20 protein-coding genes and 1 tRNA gene are annotated in these 21,077 nt (G+C 40.3%); 15 read left to right on the top strand and 6 right to left on the bottom strand.

What is annotated here, in order from left to right; translation table 11 throughout:
* Positions 1 to 6: 6 nt before the first annotated feature.
* A complete protein-coding gene (smrB, locus tag AC27I2_RS03500; protein WP_058403414.1) occupies positions 7 to 564 on the bottom strand; it encodes an endonuclease SmrB in 558 nt (185 codons plus the stop codon).
* A gap of 152 nt (positions 565 to 716) precedes the next feature.
* Here smrB and prmB point away from each other — a divergent pair, with 152 nt between their 5' ends.
* The 8 genes from prmB (at position 717) to AC27I2_RS03540 (ending at position 7,867) form a co-directional block, all read left to right on the top strand.
* Positions 717 to 1,652 carry a 50S ribosomal protein L3 N(5)-glutamine methyltransferase gene (prmB, locus tag AC27I2_RS03505; protein ID WP_058403413.1) on the top strand — a complete coding sequence of 312 codons (936 nt, stop codon included), beginning with the start codon at positions 717 to 719 and terminating at the stop codon, positions 1,650 to 1,652.
* 101 nt (positions 1,653 to 1,753) lie between these two features.
* Positions 1,754 to 2,851, top strand: coding sequence for a chorismate synthase (aroC, locus tag AC27I2_RS03510; RefSeq protein WP_058403412.1), 1,098 nt, complete (start codon positions 1,754 to 1,756; stop codon positions 2,849 to 2,851).
* A gap of 119 nt (positions 2,852 to 2,970) precedes the next feature.
* A complete protein-coding gene (locus AC27I2_RS03515; RefSeq protein WP_058403411.1) occupies positions 2,971 to 3,363 on the top strand; it encodes a DUF4112 domain-containing protein in 393 nt (130 codons plus the stop codon).
* Positions 3,364 to 3,430: 67 nt separating this feature from the next.
* Positions 3,431 to 4,084, top strand: a complete 654-nt coding sequence (locus AC27I2_RS03520) for a glutathione S-transferase family protein (protein ID WP_487203501.1) — start codon at positions 3,431 to 3,433, stop codon at positions 4,082 to 4,084.
* Between the two features lie 101 nt (positions 4,085 to 4,185).
* On the top strand, positions 4,186 to 4,740 hold the full coding sequence (locus AC27I2_RS03525) for an elongation factor P hydroxylase (RefSeq protein ID WP_487203502.1): 555 nt from the start codon (positions 4,186 to 4,188) through the stop codon (positions 4,738 to 4,740).
* Positions 4,730 to 5,893, top strand: coding sequence for an ATP-NAD kinase family protein (locus AC27I2_RS03530; RefSeq protein ID WP_487203503.1), 1,164 nt, complete (start codon positions 4,730 to 4,732; stop codon positions 5,891 to 5,893). Before AC27I2_RS03525 ends, AC27I2_RS03530 begins: the two co-directional genes overlap by 11 nt.
* On the top strand, positions 5,890 to 6,165 hold the full coding sequence (locus AC27I2_RS03535) for a YfcL family protein (RefSeq protein WP_006793362.1): 276 nt from the start codon (positions 5,890 to 5,892) through the stop codon (positions 6,163 to 6,165). The genes AC27I2_RS03530 and AC27I2_RS03535 overlap by 4 nt, the downstream gene beginning before the upstream one ends.
* A 145-nt stretch (positions 6,166 to 6,310) precedes the next feature.
* On the top strand, positions 6,311 to 7,867 hold the full coding sequence (locus AC27I2_RS03540; RefSeq protein WP_058403407.1) for an AbgT family transporter: 1,557 nt from the start codon (positions 6,311 to 6,313) through the stop codon (positions 7,865 to 7,867).
* A gap of 216 nt (positions 7,868 to 8,083) precedes the next feature.
* On the opposite strand, the gene AC27I2_RS03545 is transcribed toward AC27I2_RS03540, so the two are convergent.
* The 3 genes from AC27I2_RS03545 to AC27I2_RS03555 all read right to left on the bottom strand — a co-directional run bounded on the left by AC27I2_RS03545 (position 8,084) and on the right by AC27I2_RS03555 (position 10,931).
* A complete protein-coding gene (locus tag AC27I2_RS03545; protein ID WP_058403406.1) occupies positions 8,084 to 9,886 on the bottom strand; it encodes a DEAD/DEAH box helicase in 1,803 nt (600 codons plus the stop codon).
* Between the two features lie 159 nt (positions 9,887 to 10,045).
* Entirely contained in the window at positions 10,046 to 10,309 is a 264-nt protein-coding gene (locus AC27I2_RS03550; RefSeq protein ID WP_219421713.1) for a GrxA family glutaredoxin, read from the bottom strand.
* A gap of 127 nt (positions 10,310 to 10,436) precedes the next feature.
* A complete protein-coding gene (locus tag AC27I2_RS03555) occupies positions 10,437 to 10,931 on the bottom strand; it encodes a TlpA family protein disulfide reductase (protein ID WP_487203504.1) in 495 nt (164 codons plus the stop codon).
* Between the two features lie 301 nt (positions 10,932 to 11,232).
* Between AC27I2_RS03555 and AC27I2_RS03560 the strand changes: the two genes are divergently transcribed.
* Together AC27I2_RS03560 and AC27I2_RS03565 are read left to right on the top strand one after the other, a co-directional pair.
* Positions 11,233 to 11,760 (top strand): redoxin domain-containing protein, encoded by a 528-nt coding sequence (locus AC27I2_RS03560; protein WP_219421715.1) that lies wholly within the window; start codon positions 11,233 to 11,235, stop codon positions 11,758 to 11,760.
* A gap of 309 nt (positions 11,761 to 12,069) precedes the next feature.
* Positions 12,070 to 12,516, top strand: a complete 447-nt coding sequence (locus AC27I2_RS03565; protein WP_010555978.1) for an Hsp20 family protein — start codon at positions 12,070 to 12,072, stop codon at positions 12,514 to 12,516.
* Between the two features lie 67 nt (positions 12,517 to 12,583).
* Here AC27I2_RS03565 and AC27I2_RS03570 read toward each other — a convergent pair whose 3' ends face one another.
* The gene (locus AC27I2_RS03570) at positions 12,584 to 14,140 is read right to left on the bottom strand and encodes a cryptochrome/photolyase family protein (RefSeq protein WP_487203505.1); all 1,557 of its coding nucleotides are present in this window, start codon (positions 14,138 to 14,140) and stop codon (positions 12,584 to 12,586) included.
* 490 nt (positions 14,141 to 14,630) lie between these two features.
* Entirely contained in the window at positions 14,631 to 15,089 is a 459-nt protein-coding gene (locus AC27I2_RS03575; RefSeq protein WP_058403401.1) for a globin, read from the bottom strand.
* 395 nt (positions 15,090 to 15,484) lie between these two features.
* Between AC27I2_RS03575 and AC27I2_RS03580 the strand changes: the two genes are divergently transcribed.
* The 5 genes from AC27I2_RS03580 (at position 15,485) to rbfA (ending at position 21,071) form a co-directional block, all read left to right on the top strand.
* Positions 15,485 to 15,561 (top strand) — tRNA-Met (locus AC27I2_RS03580).
* Positions 15,562 to 15,843: 282 nt separating this feature from the next.
* Positions 15,844 to 16,299 carry a ribosome maturation factor RimP gene (gene rimP / locus AC27I2_RS03585; protein ID WP_006793371.1) on the top strand — a complete coding sequence of 152 codons (456 nt, stop codon included), beginning with the start codon at positions 15,844 to 15,846 and terminating at the stop codon, positions 16,297 to 16,299.
* A 39-nt stretch (positions 16,300 to 16,338) separates the two neighbouring features.
* Complete coding sequence (gene nusA, locus AC27I2_RS03590; protein ID WP_008128091.1) at positions 16,339 to 17,838, top strand: transcription termination factor NusA; 1,500 nt, start codon at positions 16,339 to 16,341, stop codon at positions 17,836 to 17,838.
* A gap of 25 nt (positions 17,839 to 17,863) precedes the next feature.
* Complete coding sequence (gene infB / locus AC27I2_RS03595) at positions 17,864 to 20,521, top strand: translation initiation factor IF-2 (RefSeq protein ID WP_058403400.1); 2,658 nt, start codon at positions 17,864 to 17,866, stop codon at positions 20,519 to 20,521.
* Positions 20,522 to 20,630: 109 nt separating this feature from the next.
* Positions 20,631 to 21,071: a 30S ribosome-binding factor RbfA gene (gene rbfA / locus AC27I2_RS03600; protein WP_058403399.1), complete on the top strand. Its 441-nt coding sequence runs from the start codon at positions 20,631 to 20,633 to the stop codon at positions 21,069 to 21,071.
* Positions 21,072 to 21,077 lie beyond the last annotated feature (6 nt).

A 21,077-nucleotide genomic window follows, 5' to 3' on the forward strand; every position in this document is an offset into this window, starting at 1 on the left:
GTTGGGTTAGCGTCTAAATTCATCGCTTTGTGGTAAGTTTATCAAAATAAGTACCGCGCCTTTACCACCGTATTCAAGTGGCGCCTGATGCATTGCAATAACGTCTGGATGCTGGACTAGGTACTGAGGAATTTTATGTTTAAGTATTCCTCCACCAATTCCGTGCACTACGCATGCACAGTAATAATGTTGCTTTTTACATTCATGAATAAGCCCTGCTAATTCATCTTTAGCAATTTCTTTGTTTAAGCCATGCAAATCAAGTGTTAAATCAGGTGCAAAGTCGCCTCGGCGTAACTGTTTGGGTAAATAAGTGTCGTGCCCTTCTTTTACGTAATTGACAGTGCCATGGGTGTCTATATCGGGAATATATTCATCTGAGAAATAAAATTCAGATTGAGCCTGCTTTTTTTGCTGGGCAAATTGCTTTGCTTGTGACACCTTAGGCTTTGTATCAAAACGATGAGTATCTTGTTTAAATACTTTAGCGCCTGTGATCGTTTGACGAAATAAGTCTATGTCGTCATTGCTTAGGGACGATTGTGATGGAGAGTCTTTTTTCATAACTATTACCTAAACAAAAAAACGTAAAAACGCAGCGCAAAAGGCGGTACAATACTTAAATGATGGGCAATTGTAATTTGCCTAGCGCACATAGGCAATGCAATCGTCTTAAAGACTCAAAACAGTCAGTAAGCTAATACAGGTAAACATATATGAGCGATTTACAAATAGAAGAAGCAACACTCGAAGAAGCTGTTGCAGAACTGTCAACTTTACATGACTGGTTACGTTGGACTACAAGCCAATTTGCAAGTAGTAGTATATTTTTTGGACACGGTACTGATAACGCATGGGACGAGGCGGTAAGCCTGCTTTTGCCAGCGCTTAGCTTACCCGTTGATGCACCAAAAGAATTAATGCATGCACGTTTAACAAGTACAGAAAAAAATCGTCTAGCGGGTCTTATCGCAGAGCGTATAAACGACTGCACACCAGTACCTTATCTAACTAACATTGCGTGGTTTGCAGGCATGCCGTTTTACGTAGATGAACGTGTACTAATTCCCCGCTCACCATTTGCAGAGCTTATTAGCAATCGCTTTACGCCTTGGCTTTTGGAGCCAAGCTCGGTAAATCGCATTTTAGATTTATGTACAGGGTCGGGTTGTATAGCCATCGCACTTGCACAAGCATTTGAACAAGCGCAAGTAGATGCTGTTGATATTTCGTATGAAGCCCTTGAAGTGACTGATATCAACATTAACGACTATATGTTAAGTGATCGCGTGCTACCTATCCAGTCAGATGTATTTAGTGGTGTAGAAGGTCAAAAGTACGACTTGATTGTTGCCAATCCACCTTATGTTGACGCTGAAGACATGGCAGACTTGCCGCGCGAATTTCACCATGAGCCAGAACTAGGCCTTGCATCAGGTCACGACGGGCTTGACGTAACGCGTACTATTTTAAGTGAAGCCAGTAATCATCTAACTGATAACGGTTTGTTATTTGTAGAGGTGGGGAACTCTATGGTACATATGGATGCACTTTATCCAAATGCACCGTTTGAGTGGATTGAGTTTGAGCAAGGTGGCTTAGGTGTGTTTGTAATTAGCAAAAAGCAGTTAGATGAGTATTTTGCAAAATAGCACTCTTTTGTTTTTGGATTTGTATTAACTAAAACGAGTGTAAATATATAGCTGGGCATGTTAGCCCGGCTATTAGTCGTCATTAGGAATGAGGAAAGTTAATGGCAGGTAATAGCATTGGGCAGTTATTTAAAGTGTCCACCTTTGGAGAGAGCCACGGTGTTGCTTTAGGCGGCGTTGTTGACGGCACTCCAGCAGGTCTTGAATTAACAGAGGCCGACTTACAAATAGACTTAGATCGCCGTAAGCCAGGGCAAAGCCGTTATACAACGCAGCGCCGTGAGAGCGATCAAATAAAAATATTAGCAGGCGTTTTTGAAGGTAAAACAACCGGTACAAGTATTGGTTTATTAATCGAAAATACCGACCAACGTTCACAAGATTACGGCAAAATCAAAGATGTGTTTCGCCCAGGTCATGGCGATTACAGCTACTGGCACAAATATGGTCTTCGTGATTATCGCGGAGGAGGCCGCTCTTCTGCACGCGAAACAGCAATTCGCGTTGCGGCAGGGGCCATTGCTAAAAAGTACTTGAAACAATTTCATGGTATTGAAGTAAAAGCATGCTTGAGCCAGCTAGGGCCAATAAAAGCCGAAAGTTACGATTGGGATGAAGTTGAAAACAATTTGTTCTTTTTCCCTGATGCTAGCAAGCTAGAAGCACTTGACGAATATATGCGAGACCTTAAAAAACAAGGTGACTCAGTCGGCGCTAAAGTGAAAGTCGTGGCGAGCAACGTACCTGTAGGGCTAGGCGAACCTGTGTTCGACCGATTAGATGCTGAAATTGCACATTCACTAATGAGCATCAACGCCGTTAAAGGCGTTGAAATTGGTGATGGCTTTGATGTAGTAGAGCAAAAAGGTTCAGAGCATCGTGATGAACTAACGCCTGAAGGTTTTACATCAAACCATGCTGGTGGTGTTTTAGCTGGCATTTCTACAGGACAAGATATTATTGCCTCTATTGCGCTTAAACCTACATCAAGCATTACTATTCCAGGTAAGAGTATTAATACTAGCAACGAACCGGTAGAGATGATCACCAAAGGTCGTCACGACCCGTGTGTGGGCATTCGTGCCATACCCATTGCTGAGGCAATGATGGCCATTACGCTAATGGACCATTTATTGCGTCAACGCGGTCAAAACCCGCATGTGAACCACGAACACGGGCCAATTAACGGCTCTGTTTAACGTTTGAAGTTAGTCATATAAAAGCGCGTTTTTCGCGCTTTTTGTTTATGTAAAAGAGTTAAAGTGGTTTAAGGCGCAGTTCAACTTTACCGTTATATAATTTTCTATAGAGGTAAATTATGCAAGATTCAATTCAAACACATAGTAAATACGCTAAACAAAATGCAGCATTAAAACGCTTAGAAAGGTTTAGTCAACTTACTGACAGTAGTATTCGTTTTCCTTTTACAAACTTTAGGTTTGGCATTGAGGCAGTTATTGGTTTTGTGCCAGTTGTAGGGGATGTGATAGGGCTTATTTTATCTAGTTACGTATTATTTGAAGCTCAAAAGCTAGGTATAAGCTGGCATATTAAATTACGGATAATTATTAATATGCTGATAGACTTTTTTGTCGGATCAATTCCTCTTTTTGGCGATATATTTGATGCGTTTTTTAAAGCGAATACCCGTAATACACACATTTTAAAAAAGCATATTACTAAGCAATTAAATAAAGACAATATTGAGTAATTTTTAGTATTAACTTCGTGGTTGATTAATGTACAGTTGGGGAGTCCGTTTTAACAAGGAATAGGTCATGGAACTATTTATTGGCAATAAAAACTACTCAAGCTGGTCGTTACGCGCATGGTATTTAATGAGTAAATTTGAATTGGAGTTTGATGAAAGCCAGCTTGTACTCGATACTCCACACTTTTACAGCGAGCTAAAAAAGCATTTTACAGTTCTTAAAGTGCCAGCATTAATTGATGGTGATTTACAAGTCTGGGATTCACTTGCCATTTGTGAATACATTAATGATGCGTACCTCTCACAAGCTGCATGGCCAAAATATGTTACACAACGTGCAACAGCACGTGCTTTAAGCGCTGAAATGCACTCAGGCTTTATAGCGCTTAGAAGAGAAATGCCAATGAATATTCGTGCAAAGCGTAAAATCATACTCTCTGATGATGCTATAAAAGACATAGCCCGCATTGACGACATTTTTAGTAAACAACAGGTAATTTACCCAAATCAGTGGATGTTTGGTGATTTCAGTATTGTTGATGCTATGTATGCACCCATTGTACTGCGGTTAAAAACGTATCACATAACCTTGTCCAAAGCCGCCAATAGTTACTGCCAACATGTATTAGCATGCCCTGTATTACAGAGCTGGATAACTCAAGCTCTACAAGAAACCGATATAGTAGATGCTGATGAAGCCGGCGTTGATTTAAAAATATAGCAAGTAAGCGACTTTTACTTTAGCTGTAAAAGCCCGTACAATTCGTTTCGTTTTTAATGTGCCGCTGGGCGCTGTAACCGAGACGAATTTAGCCATATTTTATGTATCAAATAGCTGATCTTATTTCTATTTTTGAAGGCACTTTTTATCAAAGCCACAATACACGGCTGATCAAAGGTGATTGCGAGCCCGTATACCTTCCCGCAACACACAACACCCCTTATCACCAAATTGTGTTTGCGCATGGTTTTTATGCTAGTGCCTTACATGAAATAGCCCATTGGCTAGTGGCGGGCATTGATCGTCGACAACAAGAAGATTATGGATATTGGTATTGCCCTGATGGCCGTGATAAACACCAGCAGGCTGAATTTGAAAGTGTAGAAGTTAAGCCGCAAGCCATAGAATGGTTATTAAGCGCTGCTGCAGGTTTTTCTTTTAATGTATCGGTTGATAATTTAAATGGTGAGCAAACATGCCGGTTTGATTTTCAACAGCGAGTGCACCTGCGTGTAATTAACTTGATAGAAAACGGATTTAACCCACGAACAGAATCACTATTAATTGCTCTTGCCAATTTTTACAATACACCATGGCCAATGACCGCAAAGCAGTTTAATTGGCAACATCCTCAGGAGTTTTGTGATGCAGTTTAAATTAGGTTTAATTATAAACCCTGTAGCAGGATTAGGCGGAAGCGTTGCCTTGAAAGGAAGCGATGGAGCGCAAACCGCTGCAAAAGCTATTGAACTAGGTGCACAGCCTAAAGCAAATAGCCGCACTAAAGCCGCACTCGAAGTACTACTTCCGTATAAAGAACACCTCACAATTTATACTGTAAATGGCGATATGGGCGAACACACTGCAAAAGCTCTAGGCTTTAACGTAGAAATTGTTTACAACACCGACACGATAACTACACCAGATGACACGGAGCAGGCTGCAAAGCTATTAAAAAATGCCGGTGTTGACCTATTGTTGTTTGCCGGAGGCGATGGCACCGCACGTAATGTGTGTCATGCTATTGAAGACACCGCTCCAGTACTAGGAATTCCCGCAGGCTGTAAAATCCATTCTGGCGTCTATGCTATTACGCCTAAAGCCGCCGGGCGTGTTGTTGAGATGCTCGTAAATGGCGAGTTAGTCACTTTGGCTGATGCCGATGTAATGGATATTGATGAAGATGCCTTTAGACAAGGCACGGTAAAAGCAAAACGTTTTGGCGAGATGCAAATACCCAGCGAAGTACGTTATGTGCAAGCCGTTAAAAATGGCGGTAAAGAAACTGACGAATTGGTACTTTCAGATATAGCGGCCCACGTAGTGAGCGAAATGGACGAAGACACACTTTACATTATGGGTAGTGGCTCAACCGTTGAAGCTATAATGGAAGAAATGGGCCTTGAGAACACTTTGCTAGGTGTTGATTTAATAAAAGACCAAACACTTATAGCCCAAGATTTAACAGCCGCTGAGTTACTAGAACTTACCCATGAGCAAAATACAAAACTTGTGATCACTTTAATCGGTGGACAAGGGCATATTTTTGGTCGTGGGAATCAGCAATTAAGCCCTGCTCTGATCCGTGCTATTGGCAAAGAAAATATTATTGTTGTTGCAACAAAAACTAAATTACAAGCGCTGAATGGTCGCCCATTAATTTGTGACACAGGCGACAGTGAATTAGACGATGAATTAACAGGTTACATGAAAGTAACCACCGGATTTAACGACCATATTATGTATGCAGTAGGGCACCAATACCAAGATGAAACGGGTGCTATACAAAATCAGGAGATAAGCAAGTGACCTTAGTAAACTATATTGACGCGGCCCAACAGTATTATGACGATTTAGTGATCAAAGCAACGGATGACGAATTATTTGCAGGCGGCTACTTACGGGGTCATTTTGATCTAGCTGTAGGCTATGCTGAAGTTGAGCAACTTACTATTAGTATTGAGCAGCTAAACGAAACAGTAGAGCAAAGCTTGGTAAAAGCTTACCGTAACGGTGAACTTAACGAAGAAGACAAAGCATTAGTTGTTCGGTTATGGGAAGAAGTGAAAGCGCTCGCTTAATAGCCAAATGAATAAAAAAAGCACGATTATCATAGGTAATCGTGCTTTTTTTGTTTAACGTTCCTAAAATAGCTTTTTACGTTAATTTACTGTTGCGTATTAATGCGATATTGTTACTTAAATAAATTTTAATGAGCGAAATACAATGAATAATAATCAAGATGCTTTACCTTCAGGAGTTGTTGCGCGCTTCTTGAATGTAGTTGAGCGGGTTGGTAATAAATTACCCGATCCTGCAATTATATTTTTATTTGCCATGTTATTGATATGGGGTTTGTCGTGGTGGTTCTCTGGCGTAAGTTTTGATGCAATCGATCCGCGAACTGGCGAAGCCATTATAATAAACAACATGTTAGCAAGTGACTCACTGGCCACGTTTTTATCATCTATGGTTAAAACGTTTACAGGCTTTGCTCCTTTGGGCGTGGTACTTGTAGCTATGTTAGGTGTGGGTGTAGCTGAGCACTCAGGTTTTATTAATACTGGCCTTAAGCTGATGTTAAAAGTAACACCTAAAAAGCTGTTAACACCGTCTATTATTTTAGTTGCTATTGTAAGTCACACAGCGACTGATGCAGGTTATGTGTTGGTGATACCGTTAGCTGGCGTAATCTTTTATGCAGCAGGAAGGCACCCTTTAGCCGGGATTGCAGCGGCATTTGCCGGTGTAAGTGGTGGCTTTGGCGCCAACTTTATTCCATCAGGAATAGACCCACTACTGCAAAGCTTTACGCAAAGTGCTGCCCATATTATTAACCCTGATATGTCGATAAACCCATTAAATAACTGGGCGTTTGCGTCTGCTTCAAGTATGTTTATTGTATTACTTGGTTGGTATATTACCGATAAAATTATTGAGCCTCGTTTACAAAATACGCCGCTTGATGGAAACAGTGAAGATTTACCTGTTTTTGAAGATGCTCGTAGTGATGAAAAACGTGCATTTTTTATAGCAAGCAGTGTGATGATTGCAGGTATTGCTTTACTTGCTTATGTCTCTGCTCCTGCTGATTCTGCAATGCGCAGTAGCGATGGCTCCTTAACTAATTTCCGTTCACCTTTAATGCAATCTATTGTGCCGTTGATCTTTTTATTATTTTGGATCCCAGGCGCTGTATATGGCTTCACAGTCGGCACATTTAAAAGCTCTAAAGACATGATTGATGCTATGAGCAAAGCAATGGGCGGTATGGCTTATTATATTGTAATGGCCTTTTTCTGTGCATTATTTATTGCCGCATTTAGTAAATCAAATTTAGGGGCTTTACTTGCTATCGAAGGGGCGCAGTTATTAAAAGCCATGGCACTACCAAGTTCGGTAACGGTGGTAGGCATTATATTTTTAACCGCATTTGTAAATTTATTTGTTGGCTCTAGTTCGGCCAAGTGGGCCTTACTAGGTCCGGTGTTTGTGCCTATGTTAATGCAACTGGGTATTTCCCCCGATTTAACGCAAGCGGCTTATCGTGTTGGTGACTCTAGCTCTAATATTATTACACCACTAATGCCTTACTTTCCTTTGGTTGTAGTTTACTGTCAAAAATACGTTAAAAGCACCGGCATTGGTACGCTAATAGCGATGATGCTGCCATACTCGGTTGCATTTTTAATAGGTTGGAGCTTGTTTCTACTCGGTTATTGGGCATTGGGTATTCCATTAGGGTTAGATGCAAGTTACGTGTATCCAGCTGTAGCGCCGTAAAAAACAATCACCATAATAAAGTAAAGGCCTCACCATTCATTGGTTAGGCCTTTTTATTTTAAGTGAATTATTTATTGAGAGATTTAGAGTCGCTGCGTTTAGAAGATAAAAGTGGCTTGCTTTTGCAGCGATTGGGCTTACCTGATACTTAAACTCAAGACATAAAAAAACCTTGCTCACTGTCGTGGCAAGGTTTTTTTAATAAAGACGTGTTGCTTACTTAGCGGTAAAGCTAACTGGGCGACGTTCTTTACGAGGTCCGCTACGCTTATCACCGCGTGGGCCATCGTTACGTTTTCTATCACCAGATGGGCGTTCGCCACGTGGCTCAGATGGGCCTTGATCTTGTGTAATTGTCATACCCATTGGGCGTTTACAAATAAACACTTTTTGGAAATGATCTAGTACATCTTTAGGCATGTTTTGCGGTAATTGAACCGTACTATGCTGATCGTGAAGACGAATATCACCAATAAACTTGCTTGATATATCAGCTTCATTAGCGATTGCGCCAACGATGTTCTTAACCTGAACACCATGCTCACGACCCACTTCGATACGGTAGGTATCCATAGGGCCTGCATCACGGCTGTTACGCTCGCGAGGTTTACGCTCAGCGCGTTCACCACCACGTTCGTTACGACGTCCGCGATCACCACGGTCATTACGTGGGCTGCGTTCGTTACGCTCACGTGGTTGAATTTTAACTTCTTCAACTTTGATTGGCGACTGTTGCTGCGCTAAACACAGTAAAGCACCCGCTAAGCTTTCAAGAGGAAGGTCAAGTTTTTCAGCCATGTTAGTAGCAACGTCGTTAAAGAACGTAATGTCTTTGTTTTCAAGCGCAATACTTAATTTTGCTTGTAACGCAGCGATACGTTTTTCTTCAACAATTTTAGCTGTAGGTAATTCAACCTGTGCAATTTCAGACTTAGTATGACGAATGATATTTTTAAGTAAGTAACGTTCGTTATGCTTAACAAATAAAATTGCTTTACCAGTACGACCAGCACGACCTGTACGGCCAATACGGTGAACGTAGGCTTCAGAATCTTGTGGAATATCGTAGTTGATAACTAAGCTTAAACGGTCAACATCAAGACCACGTGCTGCTACATCTGTTGCAATAACAACATTTAGCATACCACTTTTTAAGCGATCAACCGTGCGTTCACGTGCTTGCTGGTTCATGTCACCGTTAAGTGGAGCAGCAGAGAAACCTTCGCGCTCTAATAACTCAGCAAGTTGAACTGTGTCATTACGTGTACGTACGAAAACAATAGCACCTTCGTATTGCTCAGCTTCTAAAAAGCGAACAATCGCTTTATTTTTATGTACGCTTGCATTCCAAAACACTTGCTCAACAGACGATACTGTCGAGTTACGCGCAGAGATATGAACCTGTTCAGGGTTATTCATATACTTGCTGCTGATGTTTTGAATTTGCTTAGGCATAGTCGCAGAGAAAAGACATGTTTGCTTTTCGCGCGGTGTTTTTTCCATGATGCTTTCTACATCATCGATAAAGCCCATACGTAACATTTCATCGGCTTCATCAAGCACAAGTGCCTGAAGAGCGTCAAACTTGATAGTGCCACGGTTTATGTGATCGATTAATCGACCCGGAGTAGCAACAATGATTTGAGCGCCACGACGAAGTGCGCTTAATTGAATGCTGTAACTTTGGCCACCGTATAGTGCTAATACTTCAACACCACGGGTGCCTTTTGCATATTGTTCAAATGCCTCAGCAACTTGGATCGCAAGCTCACGTGTAGGTGTGAGTACAAGGATCTGTGGCTGTTTCACAGACGGGTCAATATTGTTTAGTAACGGCAGTGCAAATGCTGCGGTTTTACCTGTACCCGTTTGTGCTAGTCCCAGTACGTCCTTTCTTTCTAGCAATAACGGTATACATTGAGCTTGGATTTCAGATGGTGTCTTGTAACCCAACTCTTCAACTGCCTTCAAAATTGCAGGAGAAAGATTTAGAGATTCAAACGTGACTGGTTCTGACATTAATACGCCTCAACGAATTTAAAGAGGCGCGCATTATATAGGATTAGCGAGGCAAATGCTTGTATAAATTGAAACTAATTTGTATGTGCTTGATGTTGGTTGAAATTTAACCAGTCGAATAATTGGATTATTAAACTGGTTAACAAATTTGATACAAGATTACTTATACAAGCCTAGATTTTCTTTTGCGTAAGCTTCAAATTCGGTAAAACCGCCTATGTGGTTTTGATCAACAAAAATTTGTGGGACAGTAGGGCAAGGTTTACCGGCTGACTTTTCTAAATCTGCTTTGCTTATACTTTCTTTTATAATGTCGATGTAACGATATTTAAAATCATCGCGCTCGTTAGCAAGTTGCTCTGCAACATCTTTGGCACGAACACAAAATGGGCAGCCTTCACGGCCAAAAATTACTGTAAGCATGGTGCTCTCCTTTATTTAATTGACTTAAGTTTAAATGATTAAAAAATATAATAAAGCGCAAAAAAGTGATTGTTCCATTCTATTATTACAATGGACATTAAGCTGAGCGAGTTATGAACGGCTTAATTCACCACGTTCTTGCTGCTATTCCTAATTGGGTTGAGTAGCCCATTGCGTGTGCCGTTATCTGTAAATTTGAATCTATTACGTAATAAGTTGGAAAAGCGCTTACTTTATAATTTGATTGGGTGTATTGATTACCCAGTAGTATAGGGATATTAAGGTTTAGGTCATCTATAAATTGAATAACCTGCTGCTCATTTTTATAATCAAGGGCAATACCAATTACATTAATGTCAGAGTCTATTAACGTGCTTTGTAAGTTGGGCATGCTATAACGGCATACCGAGCACCAAGGAGCAAAAAAATACACAATAGTTGTATTTCCCTGAAGCTCTGCAATGCTAAACCGCTCGCCGCTTTCATTTAAAACAGGCAAGTTAAAATAAGGGGCAGGAGTGTGGTTTGTTTCAAGTAAATTACGCGTTTGGTAGGCACTTGCTAAGTAAAACACGAGTATTGCTAAACTTAAATTTATTAACGTGCTACGTATTAATGCCATTGATTCTGTCTGACCTATTTATAATTAAAAGCCAACCCTAACATAAATGCTAAGCAGCCACTGTTATTTGATAGGCAGAGCTTTAGCGTTTGCATGTGTATCAAGCCCAGTTGCCAATAAAGCATCTATTTTAAACTTACTCTTTTACACAAAATATGCTTCTAGTGAAAAGGTTCAGCAGAAAACGGTAATGACTTTCTGGTTACATTTTAACAGTTGAATTTATAAATTTAACCCTAAGTTCTATATTTGAGATGCAGATATAGAGTATGTTTTTTAACTGGCAAAGGAGACCTAGATCATGAGCAATTATTTACAACCAGCAATGAAAATGCCTTCACTTAATGTTAAAGATAATGAGAATAACCTTGCTGACGTTTCTGCTCGACAGACAGATTTACCCTGGAAAATGATAGTAATTTATCGCGGAAAGCACTGCCCACTATGTACTAAACAACTTAATGCACTTGCTAAAATGAAAGATAAATTTAAAGATGCAGGGGTAGAGATTGCAGCCGTTAGTGGCGACAGCCATGCACAATTAACCGAGCATCTAAATGATTTACAGGTTAACTTTCCTCTTTACAGTGGCTTATCTTTATCGCAAATGACGGATTTAGGTTTGTATATTAGTGAACCACGCAGTGAAAAAGAAACCGATCACCCATTTGCTGAACCTGCTATTTTTGTAATTAACGAGCATGATCAAATTCAGATACTAGATAAATCAAATGCACCCTTTTCACGCCCTGATTTAAATGATTTGTTGGCTGGTATTGAGTTTATTCGCGAAAACGATTATCCAATTCGTGGCACATTAACACACTAATTAGCGATGAATACTTAGCGCTAATCTACAATATTGAACAACCATTTTGAGGAATTAAAAGCATTTGACTTTTTAATGCCTCAAAATGGGTTACTAATTTCACTAGTTTATAAAATGAGGAATTTTTTTAAATATTTTAATTTATTTACTTGAAAATATTTTTACCGTCCATATATAGTTTAGTAGGACGCCTGATGGGTCCTAAACTAAACTTAAACAATTGAAATTTATATTATTAATTTATATTTGTTAGCGCTTGTTCAAATGAAAAGTGCAAACAAAATATCGCTTAAATACGAGGATATTATTATGCGTACAGTAGACTTATCACCACTTTATCGTTCATTCATTGGATTTGATCATTTAGCGTCTTTAATGGATGCTGCGGCGAATACAGACAAACAGCCGAGCTTTCCTCCTTACAATATTGAAGCACTCGATCAAGACAGATACCAAATCACTATGGCTGTTGCCGGATTTAGCGACAACGAGCTAAGCATTGAGTCAGAAAATAACACATTAAAAGTAGCGGGTATAAAAGCTAATAAAGATGAAAACAAAGAACGTAAGTTTATTCATCAAGGAATTGCAGAACGCAACTTTGAGAGAAAGTTTCAGCTAGGAGACCATGTTAAAGTACTTGGCGCCGACTTAGCAAACGGCTTGCTAACAATAGAGCTAAAGCGCGAGATACCAGAAGCTTTAAAGCCGCGTAAAATTGAGATTGGCCAAGGTCGACTACTAGAAGACAGCTAACCTCGTTATTAACAACATTATTTTCCCCTGATTATTTGGCCGCCTCTTTTGAGGCGGCTTTTTTGTGTCATAAAGACTCAATGTTATTTATGTAGTGTGTAGCTTGATTAAGTGTCTCTTCGCGTAATTCATCGTCTTGCTTATCCCAATTTCTATAAACCATGCCTATGCGTGGGTTTTTCTCTAGTTTTTCGCGGTGTGTTTGCATAAAACGCCAATATAAACTGTTCAGTGGGCAAGCTTTATCCCCCATTTTTTGTCTCACGTCGTATTGACAATTTTTGCAGTAGTCGCTCATTTTATTGACGTAATTACCACTTGCAGCATAAGGTTTGGTAGCAATAATTCCATCGTCTGCAAATTGGCTCATTCCACGTGTGTTGGGCATTTCAACCCACTCAATGGCATCTATGTAGACACCTAAGTACCAGTTATCAACATCATCAGGGTTTATCCCGCTGAGTAAACAAAAGTTACCAATAATCATTAAGCGCTGAATATGATGAGCGTAGGCGGTGTCTAAGCTCTGCTTTAACGAGTGGCTCAAACAGTTCATTTTTGTATTACCATCCCAAAAATATTTAGGTAGCTTATTATTGGCTTTTAGTTGATTTTTAGTCGCGTAGTCGGGCATGTTTACCCAATAAACAGCACGAACGTATTCTCGCCAACCGAGTATTTGCCTGGTAAACCCTTCAACTTGTGAAAGTGATATTTCGTCAGGCCGTTGCTTGAATTCAGATATTACACGTTTGATTACATACAAGGGGTGAAGAAGTTTAGTGTTTAGGGCAAAAGAGAGCCTGCTATGGTAAAGACTGGTATTGTCTTTACTTTGATCTGTCATTGCATCCTGAAATTTACCAAAATTGACAAGTAAATATTTACAAAAGTATTCAAGAGATTCTTTGGCTTGCTTACGAGAGGTCGACCATTCGAGTTTCTCTACATTTATTTCACCGAAATAAGCTACATCATGCTTTTTTAAACGAGCGAGGATTTGACTGACATCGTTTTTAAATAATTTAGGCTCTGGGATAGATTTTAAGTCTTGCTTAGAAAATTTATTGCGATTATTGCTGTCGTAGTTCCATTTACCGCCAGCTGGTTTATCGCCTTCCATCAACAGATCATATTGCTTACGCATAGCACGGTAAAAGTGCTCCATAGTTACGTGCTTATCTTTTTTGAATCGATCTTTAATATCGCCAAAAGGCAGTAAAAAATGTTCAGAGTCATATGCTGACACATTTATTGCGTTTGATTTTTCAAAATCAGCCAATTGCTTTTTTAACCTAAATTCGTCCGGGTATAAGTATTCTATAGAAGTGCAGTTATATTCTTTTGCAATACGATTCAGCAGTGCAGGTAGGTTTTCATCCTGATGTGTTTCGTCAAGTGTTAAGTGTAAGACATTAAAACCTGCTGATTTCAACGCGGTTGCAAAGTTTTCCATTGCATTAAAAAAAGCACACAGCTTTTGTATGTGGTGTTTAACGTAGTCGGTTTCTTGTTTTAATTCTGCAATAAGGTAAACGACGTCATCGTCTTTATTTTTAAACCAAGAATGAGAAGGGTTGAGTTGGTCGCCTAAAATGAGTCTTAGCGTTTTATAAGCCGCCATAATAAAGCCAAAAATGAAAATTAATACGTAGGTATTTGCCTAACCGATCGCTGTTTTTTAACAACTTAATTTACAATGTACGCTCTAGTTATATTATTAAATCAACTTTAGAGGGTTTAATTAGGGAAGGTTGATCTTTTCGGATTGAAACTTGTTCAAACTAGGGGCTGTTTAATTGCGGCGCGATATTTGTAACTAGTGGGCTCGATAACTACCCATGCATTATTCTACTGGCCTTCATTCATGTAAGTATAAGTCAAAGCCGATTAAAGCTTCCGCGTCTTGCTCACGCCCCTACTTGCGTCCATGCAGGCAACAAAGCGTGAATAGTCCTTAGAAAGACCTCCTTGGGCAGCGCCTGTTTAGCATTAATGCTTCGTTATCGCCAATTTATGGAGAATAACTGCACTGCATAAGCTCTGCCTTTTCTGAATACCAAACAGACTGCTGCAAATTTATCCTTAAAAGGTTAACAGACCCTAAAACTACTTTAATTATTACTTCGCTTTTGTTGCATAAGTTCGCTTAAGCAAACCACATTAGAGACATTAAACAGTGTGTCATTCGTAAAGCGTTCAAAATAGGTCAGAACATTACGCCATGCTAAATGGGTATCTTCCTTAAATAGTCGACCCAAGTGCTCTACTAAAGTTATATAAAATATATCTGTAAGGGGCTTTATATCACTTTGCTGAATATTTAATTTTTTTAAAAACTGTAAATGATGACTCAAAAATGGCGCAACAGATGATGGGTTATCTATATTTTTGATTATGCGCTCTAAGGTACAATATAAAATGTAACTTTTTTCGTTAAATTGCTCAGCGCTCGGTATCTTCATTGATACATTAGATTGCTCGAGCTTTTTGTGGAATCGTGCAGTAAATGCGTGAAAGTTTGGTTTTATGATACCAAGACTTTTTAACAAAACGGATTTATGTGAATTCATCATAGCCTCACAGAAAGGAAAAACTTATTTTTATAATTCTTTTTTATTATTATAGTTTGCGTAACAAAAATCACACGTTTTTTTGATGAAAAAGTATTAATTAAGAAATAACTTTTTGAGTTTTATACATTTAAAAATAAAAATGAGAGTGGTTATTGATTCGTTTTTACTGTATTTGCTCTGTTTAAACTGTAAATCATACATCAACGAGAATAGCTCTATACCTTTAATAGGTATAATGAGTATTTTATTTAGCGTCTTTGGGCACAATATTTAAAAAGTTATTCGTTATTATGGTTGCTAATCATCCCCAACATCCCTATAATAGCGGCCATTGTTTAGTCTGTTTTAAAACAACTAACAGCGATATTAAATCAAGGTTTGATATCTATTGGCGCGGGATGGAGCAGCCTGGTAGCTCGTCGGGCTCATAACCCGAAGGTCGTCGGTTCAAATCCGGCTCCCGCAACCAATTCTACTAATAAGTGTAAACTTATTATTTTATATCGCGCATTCTACGTAATGCGCGTTTTGCGTTTAAGCTAATGCAGTTTAATTTGGTCATTTACTGACTCGCAACCAAGCTCGGCCCTAGGCCACACAGTTTTATGCTTTATTGGTGTGACGCCCCGCTTGGTTCGGGGCGTTGTTGTATCTGCACCTTTCTTAATTTATGGCGGTTGTCATTAAATTAAAATTTAAACTCAGTATTTTAGGGCTATAAGCCCTTTTTTTGTTTGTATGGAGGATTTTCGTGACAAAACTTGAACAAGATTTAGTAACCATGTTAACGCCTGCGGTAGAAATGTTAGGCTTTGAGTTACATGGTCTTGAATTTGTACAAGCGGGTCGCCATTCTACCTTAAGAGTATATATTGCTCATGAGGATGGGATCTCAGTTGATAACTGTGCGGACGCTAGTCGCCAAATTAGTGCGATATTAGATGTCGAAGACCCAATTACAAATGAATATGATTTGGAAGTGTCGTCTCCTGGTGTTGATCGTCCATTATTCAAACAAGATCACTACGAGCAGGCGCAAGGAGAGGAAGTACGCGTGCGTACTAAGCTTCCACAAGACGGTCGTCGAAATTTTAAAGGCGACTTAATAGCAGTTAGCAGCGATATGATCACACTATCAAGCGATGGTGTAGAGCATTTGATCATGCTTAGTAATATAGAACGTGCGAATTTAATCGCAAAGTTTTAAATTCGAGTGCGAAGGAATAGGGCAAGCGAGGCATTACCCATGGCAAAAGAGATATTATTGGTTGCTGAAGCCGTTTCCAATGAGAAAGCGGTTCCAAAAGAAAAGATTTTTGAAGCATTAGAGTTCGCACTAGCGACGGCGACAAAGAAAAAACACGATGGTGAAATTGAAGTACGTGTATCAATTGACCGTAAAACAGGTGATTACGACACGTTCCGCCGCTGGCAGATTGCTGAAGTTTTAGAAGATGGGTCATTAGAAAACCCGTACAGCGAAATAACTTTGGAAGCTGCGCAGGTTGAAGAGCCTGATTTACAGCTTGGTGATTTTGTTGAAGAGCAAATTGATTCAATCAAATTTGACCGCATCACCACACAAATGGCTAAACAAGTAATCGTACAAAAAGTACGTGAAGCTGAGCGTGCTTTAGTGGTTGACGCATATAAAGACCAAGTTGGTGAGTTAGTAACAGGTGTTGTTAAAAAAGCAACGCGTGATTCAATCGTACTTGACTTAGGCAACAACGCAGAAGCCGTTATTTACCGTGACGACATGTTACCACGCGAAAACTTCCGCCCAGGCGACCGTATTCGTGGTCTTTTATATGAAGTTAAGCCAGAAGCTCGCGGCGCACAATTATTTGTAACGCGTTCTAAACCTGAAATGCTGATGGAGTTATTCCGCATTGAGGTGCCAGAAATTGGCGAAGAAATGATCGAGCTTCGTGCTGCTGCGCGTGATCCTGGTTCACGCGCTAAAATCGCGGTTAAATCTAATGACAAGCGTATTGATCCAATTGGCGCATGTGTAGGTATGCGTGGTGCCCGTGTTCAGGCTGTTTCGTCTGAGCTTGGTGGTGAGCGTGTTGATATTGTACTTTACGATGACAACCCAGCTCAATTTGTTATCAATGCAATGTCGCCGGCTGAAGTTGCTTCAATCGTAGTAGATGAAGATACTCACTCAATGGATATCGCAGTTGAAGCCGATAACCTAGCACAAGCCATTGGACGTAATGGTCAAAACGTTCGTTTAGCAAGCCAGTTAACTGGTTGGGAACTAAACGTAATGACAGTTGACGAGATGCGTACCAAAAATGAAGCAGAATCAGATAAGTTACTTAACTTATTCACTGAAAATTTAGATATCGATGATGAGTTTGCAACACTACTTATCAACGAAGGTTTCTCAACGCTTGAAGAAGTTGCCTATGTGCCAGCCTCTGAGTTTTTAGAAATCGACGGTCTTGACGAAGAGACAGTGGACGTATTACGTTCACGTGCTAAAGATGCATTAACAACAAAAGCGCTTAAAACAGAAGAAAGCTTAGAGGGCGCAGAGCCAGCTGAAGACTTACTTGCGCTTGAAGGGTTAGAGCGTCACCTAGCATTTGTAATGGCAAGCAAAGGTGTTGTAACACTTGAAGACTTGGCAGAACAAGGTATTGACGAATTAGTTGATATCACAGAGCTTTCATCTGAACAAGCAGGTGAGCTTATAATGGCTGCACGAAATATTTGTTGGTTTGCAGACGAGTAATTTATTAACGGAGGTATTACACACTATGGCAGAAGTAAATGTTGAAAAACTAGCCGGCGATATAGGTACAACTGTTGATAAATTGCTACAGCAATTTTCGCAAGCGGGTATCACTAAGCAGGCAACTGATAATGTAACTGAAGCAGAAAAAGCAACGTTACTTGATCATTTAAGCAAGTCACATGGTGGCACGGGCTCTGAAGGCCCTGCACGCATGACTTTACAACGTAAGAGCAAAAGCACACTAAATGTGACTGGCTCTACAGGTAAAGCGAAAGCAGTTCAAGTTGAAGTTCGCAAAACACGTACCTACGTGAAGAAAAGCGCAATGGAACAAGAGCAAGAGCAGCAACGCTTAGCCGCTGAAGAAAAAGCGCGTCTTGAAGAGCAGCAAAAAGCTGAACAAGCAGCCGCTGAGTTAAAGGCAAAACAAGAGGCAGAACGTAAAGCGAAAGAAGACGCTGATCGTAAAGCCAAAGAAGAAGCTAAACGTAAAGCTGATGCTGAGCGTAAAGCGAAACAAAAGCAGATGACCCCAGAGCAAAGTGCTAAGTCTGAGAAAGATCGCATCGAAGCTGAGCGTCTGCAAAAAGAAGCAGAAGAGGCCGCATTGAAGAAAGCTGAAGAAGAAGCGAAACGTCAGGCAGAAGAAGCAAGAAAACTAGCTGAAGAAAATTCAGCTCGTTGGAAGAAAGAAGAAGAAGAGCGTAAGAAGCGTGAAGAAACAGCAGATCACCACCTTACGACTTCAACTTACGCACGTGAAGCAGAAGATGTAGCTGATGCTCGCGAAGAGCAAGGCTCACGCCGTGCGAAGAAGAAGAAAAAAGCGCCAGCAAAAGATAAGTTTGCAGCGTCTAAAGGTAAAAAAGGTAAGCTAAAAGCACCTGCTTCATTACAGCATGGTTTCCAAAAACCAACGGCTGATGTTAAAAATGAAGTGCGTATTAGCGAAACAATTACAGTTGCTGAGCTTGCATCACGTATGGCTGTTAAAGGCGCTGAAGTTGTAAAAACAATGATGAAAATGGGTGACATGGTTACGATTAACCAAGTTATTGACCAAGAAACTGCACAACTAGTAGCAGAAGAAATGGGTCATAAAGTTATCATTGTTAAAGAAAACGAATTAGAGCAAACAGTACTAAATGACCGCCACGAAGATGGCAAGTCTGAGCCGCGTGCTCCAGTAGTTACTGTTATGGGTCACGTTGACCATGGTAAAACATCGACGCTTGATTACATTCGTTCAGCTAAAGTTGCTTCAGGCGAAGCCGGTGGTATTACGCAGCACATTGGTGCATACCACGTTGAAACTAACGGCAACATGATCACATTCTTAGATACACCGGGTCACGCCGCGTTTACATCAATGCGTGCTCGTGGTGCTAAAGCGACTGATATTGTAATCCTAGTTGTTGCAGCTGATGATGGTGTAATGCCACAAACTAAAGAAGCGGTACAGCATGCTCGTGCAGCGGGTGTTCCTTTAATCATTGCTGTTAACAAAATGGATAAAGAAGGCGCAGATCCAGATCGCGTTAAAAACGAACTAGCACAGCTAGACGTTATTCCAGAAGAATGGGGCGGCGACACGCAGTACGTTCATATCTCAGCTAAAACTGGCTTAGGTATTGATGAACTACTTGAAGCTGTACTTATGCAATCTGAGCTATTAGAACTTACTGCACCAAGCCAAGGTATGGCTGCAGGTGTTGTAATTGAATCGCGTCTTGATAAAGGCCGTGGTCCAGTAGCGTCTATTCTTGTTCAGTCAGGTACGCTAAACCAAGGTGACATTGTATTGTGTGGTCTTGAGTATGGCCGTGTTCGTGCAATGCGCGATGAGAACGGTAAAGACATCAAGTCTGCAGGTCCATCTATCCCAGTAGAGATTTTAGGTCTGTCTGGTATTCCGGCAGCGGGTGATGAAGCAACGGTAGTTAAAGATGAGCGTAAAGCGCGTGAAGTTGCATTATATCGTCAAGGTAAATTCCGTGATGTTAAACTAGCACGTCAGCAAAAAGCGAAACTTGAAAACATGTTTACTAACATGGCAGAAGGTGACGTTTCAGAAGTTAACGTGGTACTTAAAGCGGACGTACAGGGCTCTATCGAAGCAATTTCTGATTCACTAACTAAGCTTTCTACTGACGAAGTAAAAGTGAAGATAGTAGGTTCTGGCGTTGGTGGAATCACAGAGACAGACGCAACGCTTGCTGCAGCTTCTAACGCAATTGTTGTAGGTTTCAACGTACGTGCTGATGCATCTGCACGTAAAGTGATTGACTCTGAAAACTTAGATTTACGCTACTACAGCGTTATTTACGCCTTAATTGAAGAAGTTAAGCAAGCGATGTCAGGTATGCTTGCACCAGAATTTAAGCAAGAAATTATCGGTCTTGCTCAGGTTCGTGACGTATTCAAATCACCAAAAATTGGCGCAATTGCCGGTTGTATGGTGACGGAAGGTATTATTAAGCGCAGCGCGCCTATTCGTGTACTACGTGATAACGTGGTTATATACGAAGGTGAACTTGAGTCACTTCGTCGCTTTAAAGACGATGTTCAAGAAGTGCGTAACGGTATGGAATGTGGTATCGGTGTTAAGAACTACAATGACGTACGTGTTGGTGACCAAATCGAAGTATTTGAAACAGTTGAAGTACAACGTACTTTATAATTGTTAGCTCACTAAACTAATAAATGGGGGCTTAGCCCCCATTTGTGTATCTATAACTTAATTAGCTTATTATTAAATTTCAATAAGTTACATTTTTAGGACAAATTTCATGAGAGAGTTTTCTCGCACTGATCGTGTTGGCCAGCAAATCCAAAAGGAAATTGCTGTGATTTTACAACGCGAAATTAAAGATCCGCGCTTAGGCATGGTGACAGTGTCTGCGGTAGAAGTATCGCGCGATTTATCTTATGCAAAAATTTTCATCACGGTGTTCAATACAAAAGATGAAGATGCAGCTAAGCAAAGCGCAAAAGTTCTTAACGAAGCAACAGGCTATATTCGCTCGTTACTAGGTAAGCGTATTCGTGCTCGTATTATGCCAGAGCTAAAGTTTGTGGTTGATAATTCATTAATGGAAGGGATGCGTATCTCTAACTTAGTGGACACAATCATCAGAGAAGATAACGCAAAACATGTCAATGAAGACAGCGTTGATGAAGCGCAAAATAACGATGACAATATCGAGCAAGCAGGCGATAAAGACAGTTAAGAAGGC

It is taken from the genome of Pseudoalteromonas sp. NH0006-46 (assembly GCF_057547735.1).

Excerpts from the sequence above, each read along its gene's own strand:
- AC27I2_RS03525 (WP_487203502.1), top strand. The coding sequence starts at position 4,186 with ATGTATCAAATAGCTGATCTTATTTCTATTTTTGAAGGCACTTTTTAT.
- AC27I2_RS03565 (WP_010555978.1), top strand. The coding sequence starts at position 12,070 with ATGCGTACAGTAGACTTATCACCACTTTATCGTTCATTCATTGGATTT.
- rbfA (WP_058403399.1), top strand. The coding sequence starts at position 20,631 with ATGAGAGAGTTTTCTCGCACTGATCGTGTTGGCCAGCAAATCCAAAAG.
- AC27I2_RS03540 (WP_058403407.1), top strand. The coding sequence starts at position 6,311 with ATGAATAATAATCAAGATGCTTTACCTTCAGGAGTTGTTGCGCGCTTC.
- AC27I2_RS03520 (WP_487203501.1), top strand. The coding sequence starts at position 3,431 with ATGGAACTATTTATTGGCAATAAAAACTACTCAAGCTGGTCGTTACGC.
- AC27I2_RS03530 (WP_487203503.1), top strand. The coding sequence starts at position 4,730 with ATGCAGTTTAAATTAGGTTTAATTATAAACCCTGTAGCAGGATTAGGC.
- smrB (WP_058403414.1), bottom strand. The coding sequence starts at position 564 with ATGAAAAAAGACTCTCCATCACAATCGTCCCTAAGCAATGACGACATA.
- nusA (WP_008128091.1), top strand. The coding sequence starts at position 16,339 with ATGGCAAAAGAGATATTATTGGTTGCTGAAGCCGTTTCCAATGAGAAA.
- AC27I2_RS03575 (WP_058403401.1), bottom strand. The coding sequence starts at position 15,089 with ATGAATTCACATAAATCCGTTTTGTTAAAAAGTCTTGGTATCATAAAA.
- prmB (WP_058403413.1), top strand. The coding sequence starts at position 717 with ATGAGCGATTTACAAATAGAAGAAGCAACACTCGAAGAAGCTGTTGCA.
- AC27I2_RS03555 (WP_487203504.1), bottom strand. The coding sequence starts at position 10,931 with ATGGCATTAATACGTAGCACGTTAATAAATTTAAGTTTAGCAATACTC.
- infB (WP_058403400.1), top strand. The coding sequence starts at position 17,864 with ATGGCAGAAGTAAATGTTGAAAAACTAGCCGGCGATATAGGTACAACT.
- AC27I2_RS03570 (WP_487203505.1), bottom strand. The coding sequence starts at position 14,140 with ATGGCGGCTTATAAAACGCTAAGACTCATTTTAGGCGACCAACTCAAC.
- aroC (WP_058403412.1), top strand. The coding sequence starts at position 1,754 with ATGGCAGGTAATAGCATTGGGCAGTTATTTAAAGTGTCCACCTTTGGA.
- AC27I2_RS03550 (WP_219421713.1), bottom strand. The coding sequence starts at position 10,309 with ATGCTTACAGTAATTTTTGGCCGTGAAGGCTGCCCATTTTGTGTTCGT.
- AC27I2_RS03560 (WP_219421715.1), top strand. The coding sequence starts at position 11,233 with ATGAGCAATTATTTACAACCAGCAATGAAAATGCCTTCACTTAATGTT.
- AC27I2_RS03515 (WP_058403411.1), top strand. The coding sequence starts at position 2,971 with ATGCAAGATTCAATTCAAACACATAGTAAATACGCTAAACAAAATGCA.
- AC27I2_RS03545 (WP_058403406.1), bottom strand. The coding sequence starts at position 9,886 with ATGTCAGAACCAGTCACGTTTGAATCTCTAAATCTTTCTCCTGCAATT.